Below are 2,827 nucleotides of genomic sequence, written 5' to 3' on the forward strand. Positions count from 1 at the left end.
AGATCCGGGGGCCCGCCGGCACGGTGCGAGGTCTTAACGCGCGCACGATCTCGACCAGCACGGCCGGTCCGAGCTTCTGAAACAACGGCACGGCGGCGACCAGTTGCCAATTACGGACAAAGTCCCCGCGACGGACTTCCTGATAGAAGCCGGTGGCAAGAATGCCAGCCCAGAGGGCGAAGATGCCGATGCCACTCATCATGACGGCCCCGGAAAGGACGCGGCCGGCGAAGCTTTGCGGAATAGCGTCACCATAGCCGGTGGTAGACAGCGTGACCACCGCCCACCACATTGCCTGGGGGATGCTGCCGAACTTTTCCGGCTGGATGCCGCGCTCGATGACATAGCCCGCGAGCGCGACGCCGAACAGAACGACGCCGAAGAGCGTGGTGACGCCGATCAGATTGCGCGCTTCGTTGGCCAGGACTCTGCCCAGCACTGGGAAGAAAGTCGAGTCGCGCAGCGGTTTCAGGAGCCAGACAGCACAGTAGAGGCTCCGGTCGGGCGTGCCAACGAGCAGAAATGCGGCGAGTGGAACCAAGACCGCGAGTACATCGATGGCGATTGCCGGCGTCCTGTCCCGAACGCCTCCCGCCTCACGCTTAAGCAGCGTCGCGGCCATTTGCAGGAGATAGGCGCCCCAAATGGCAGCGAGTACTGCAGCCAGAGCCAGCCTGCTTCGTCCGGACATGTCCGGTATCGTGAGCCCAGCCACCGCCAAAAGCCCAGGCGCAGCCAGCACCGCGTTGAGCGGCGCGTAAATTCTTAAGAAAGGCAGTACCGACATTTTCTATGCCCGCGAGTGGCTGCTGCCCTCCAAAATAGGATGCCTTTGAGGCAAGCGTAAAGGTGCCTAGAGCCGCCACATTCGCACGCGACCTGTGCCACGCAATTCCGTTTCCCCAAGCGGCTCGCAAGCAAAATCCGGTGTGAGCAATTGGTGGGTTGCATCCGAAATACGGATTTCATCGGGCTCAGCGGCCTTTTGGATGCGTGCGGCGAGATTGACGGTGTCGCCCCACAGGTCATAGACAAACCGTCTTTTGCCTATGACGCCCGCCACGATCGGTCCGGAGTGAATTCCAATCCTGAGGCTTAGCGGTTCGCCTGCGAAGCGCTCGCGCCTGGCTGCCGCCCGTAGCTCGAGCGCATAATGCGCCAAGGCTTGCGCATGATCGGATCGCGCGGTGGGCAGGCCAGAGACCGCCATTACGCAATCGCCGATGGTCTTAATCTTTTCGCATCCATATTCTTCCGAGAGCATATCCGCCGACTTGAAGAAGTAATTCAGAATAGCGAGCGTGGGCGCGGCTCCGACGCTCCGCGCCTTTTCCGTAAAACCTACGATGTCGGCAAAGAGCACACTGACTTCCGCATGGTTGTCCGCAATCTGCTCATCCGCTTTCAGCCGCTCCGCGATCGACGCTGGAAGAATGTTGAGGAGCAGGGATTCGGCGCGCCGGTATTCGCGCGACAAGCCCTCCTGGCTCTCCCTTAACGCCTCGTTCGTCGATTGCAGCTTGGCATTGAGCTGGCGCTCCCTCTCCTGCAGGAGCGTCATTTCGTATGCCTTCTGCTGAAGCCGCTGCTGGTGGTCGCGTTCGGGCGTGGCGTCGAGAAACACCAGCCACACCGAGCCGCTGTCACCAAAGAGATGAAGGTCGGCGACGTGGCCGCCGGGCAGTTCCATCATCGGCATATGGAATGGAAGCTCCGGGCAAGGCAGCAGCCCTTCCATGAATTCAAGCTGCTCGGCAACGGGCTCGCCGATGCGAAGCGACGAGAGCCCGTAAAAGTCGAGGTTGCCGCCCTTCTCTTCTATGCATTGCCGGGCGTCGATCTTCAGATACGCTGCGAAGCGCCCATTGGAAAAGAAGTCGTATATCCAGCTTCTGACTTCTTTCGGCAAACTGGACATGGTCTACTTGGCGACCATCGAAGCAAGCTGACGAAACGCATCGTCGACATGTTCGCCCGATAGCGCGCTCGTCAGATAGACCTGCCATCCACGTTGTTTGAGTTCGTCGATCTCGCCTTCCGGTATCGCCCACCGCTCGGTCAGGTCGGATTTGTTGAACAGCAATATGAACGGCATGGCACCGAATTCGGCCTCGCACCGTTCACGCAGCGTGAGCGCCACGGCAAGAGTGGCTGGCCGGGTTCCATCGGCGACAAGCACGAGCCCGGTCGCGCCTCGCACATAGCTGACGCGGAACGAACCGATATCGTCTTCGCCGGCCAGGTCCCACAAGATCAAGTCCACGGTCTTGTCCGGAAACGCGACGCTTTTCTTGTCGATCTTGACGCCGACCGTGGTCAGGTAGTTTTCCGAGAAGATGCTTTGGACAAACCTGCGCACCAGGCTCGTCTTGCCGACGGCGAACCCGCCCAACATGCAGATCTTTTTTTGCAGCATCCCGGGCTCCGCACTACTCCAGGTTCACTGTAACCGAAACCCGGCGGTTGGTGGAGTTCCCAGTTCGGCTATTTTCGTTTTCGGGTACCGCCGGCTCAAAGGTGCCGGCGCCCCGAACCAAGAGCAGTTCCGGAGCGACGCCGCGCTTGTTGAGAAGCGCGCGAACTGTCTCGGCGCGGGCAGCGCTGATCGAGGCGTTGGCCGTCTCACGACCCGTTGTGTCCGAATGGCCGGTCAACATGAACCGCGCTGTCACGCCTGCCTTGCGGGCATTTTCGGCGAATTCCTTCAACTGATCAGCCAATCTGTCGAGCACCGGCGTCTGCTCCGGTCCCGGGACAACTCTACCGGAAGAGAAGAAAATATCGGTCGTCTGGATGGCCTCTCTCAACTGATTAAGCTCTGCAAGGT

General features: G+C 60.2%; 4 protein-coding genes. All 4 read right to left on the bottom strand.

The window, feature by feature from the left end:
- On the bottom strand, positions 1–787 hold a 787-nt coding region (locus EOA24_RS33070), incomplete at its 3' end, for a cyclic nucleotide-gated potassium channel (RefSeq protein WP_127410531.1).
- A gap of 66 nt (positions 788–853) precedes the next feature.
- Complete coding sequence (locus tag EOA24_RS33075) at positions 854–1,918, bottom strand: adenylate/guanylate cyclase domain-containing protein (protein ID WP_126081332.1); 1,065 nt, start codon at positions 1,916–1,918, stop codon at positions 854–856.
- A 3-nt stretch (positions 1,919–1,921) separates the two neighbouring features.
- Positions 1,922–2,416 carry a Rab family GTPase gene (locus EOA24_RS33080; RefSeq protein ID WP_126081331.1) on the bottom strand — a complete coding sequence of 165 codons (495 nt, stop codon included), beginning with the start codon at positions 2,414–2,416 and terminating at the stop codon, positions 1,922–1,924.
- A gap of 13 nt (positions 2,417–2,429) precedes the next feature.
- Positions 2,430–2,827: OmpA family protein (locus EOA24_RS33085; protein ID WP_133374734.1), on the bottom strand; the 398-nt coding region annotated here is incomplete at its 5' end.

It is taken from the genome of Mesorhizobium sp. M2A.F.Ca.ET.039.01.1.1, assembly GCF_003998035.1.
Classification (GTDB): domain Bacteria; phylum Pseudomonadota; class Alphaproteobacteria; order Rhizobiales; family Rhizobiaceae; genus Mesorhizobium.

Coding starts and splice junctions, on each gene's coding strand:
- EOA24_RS33080 (WP_126081331.1), bottom strand. CDS start 2,416: ATGCTGCAAAAAAAGATCTGCATGTTGGGCGGGTTCGCCGTCGGCAAG.
- EOA24_RS33075 (WP_126081332.1), bottom strand. CDS start 1,918: ATGTCCAGTTTGCCGAAAGAAGTCAGAAGCTGGATATACGACTTCTTT.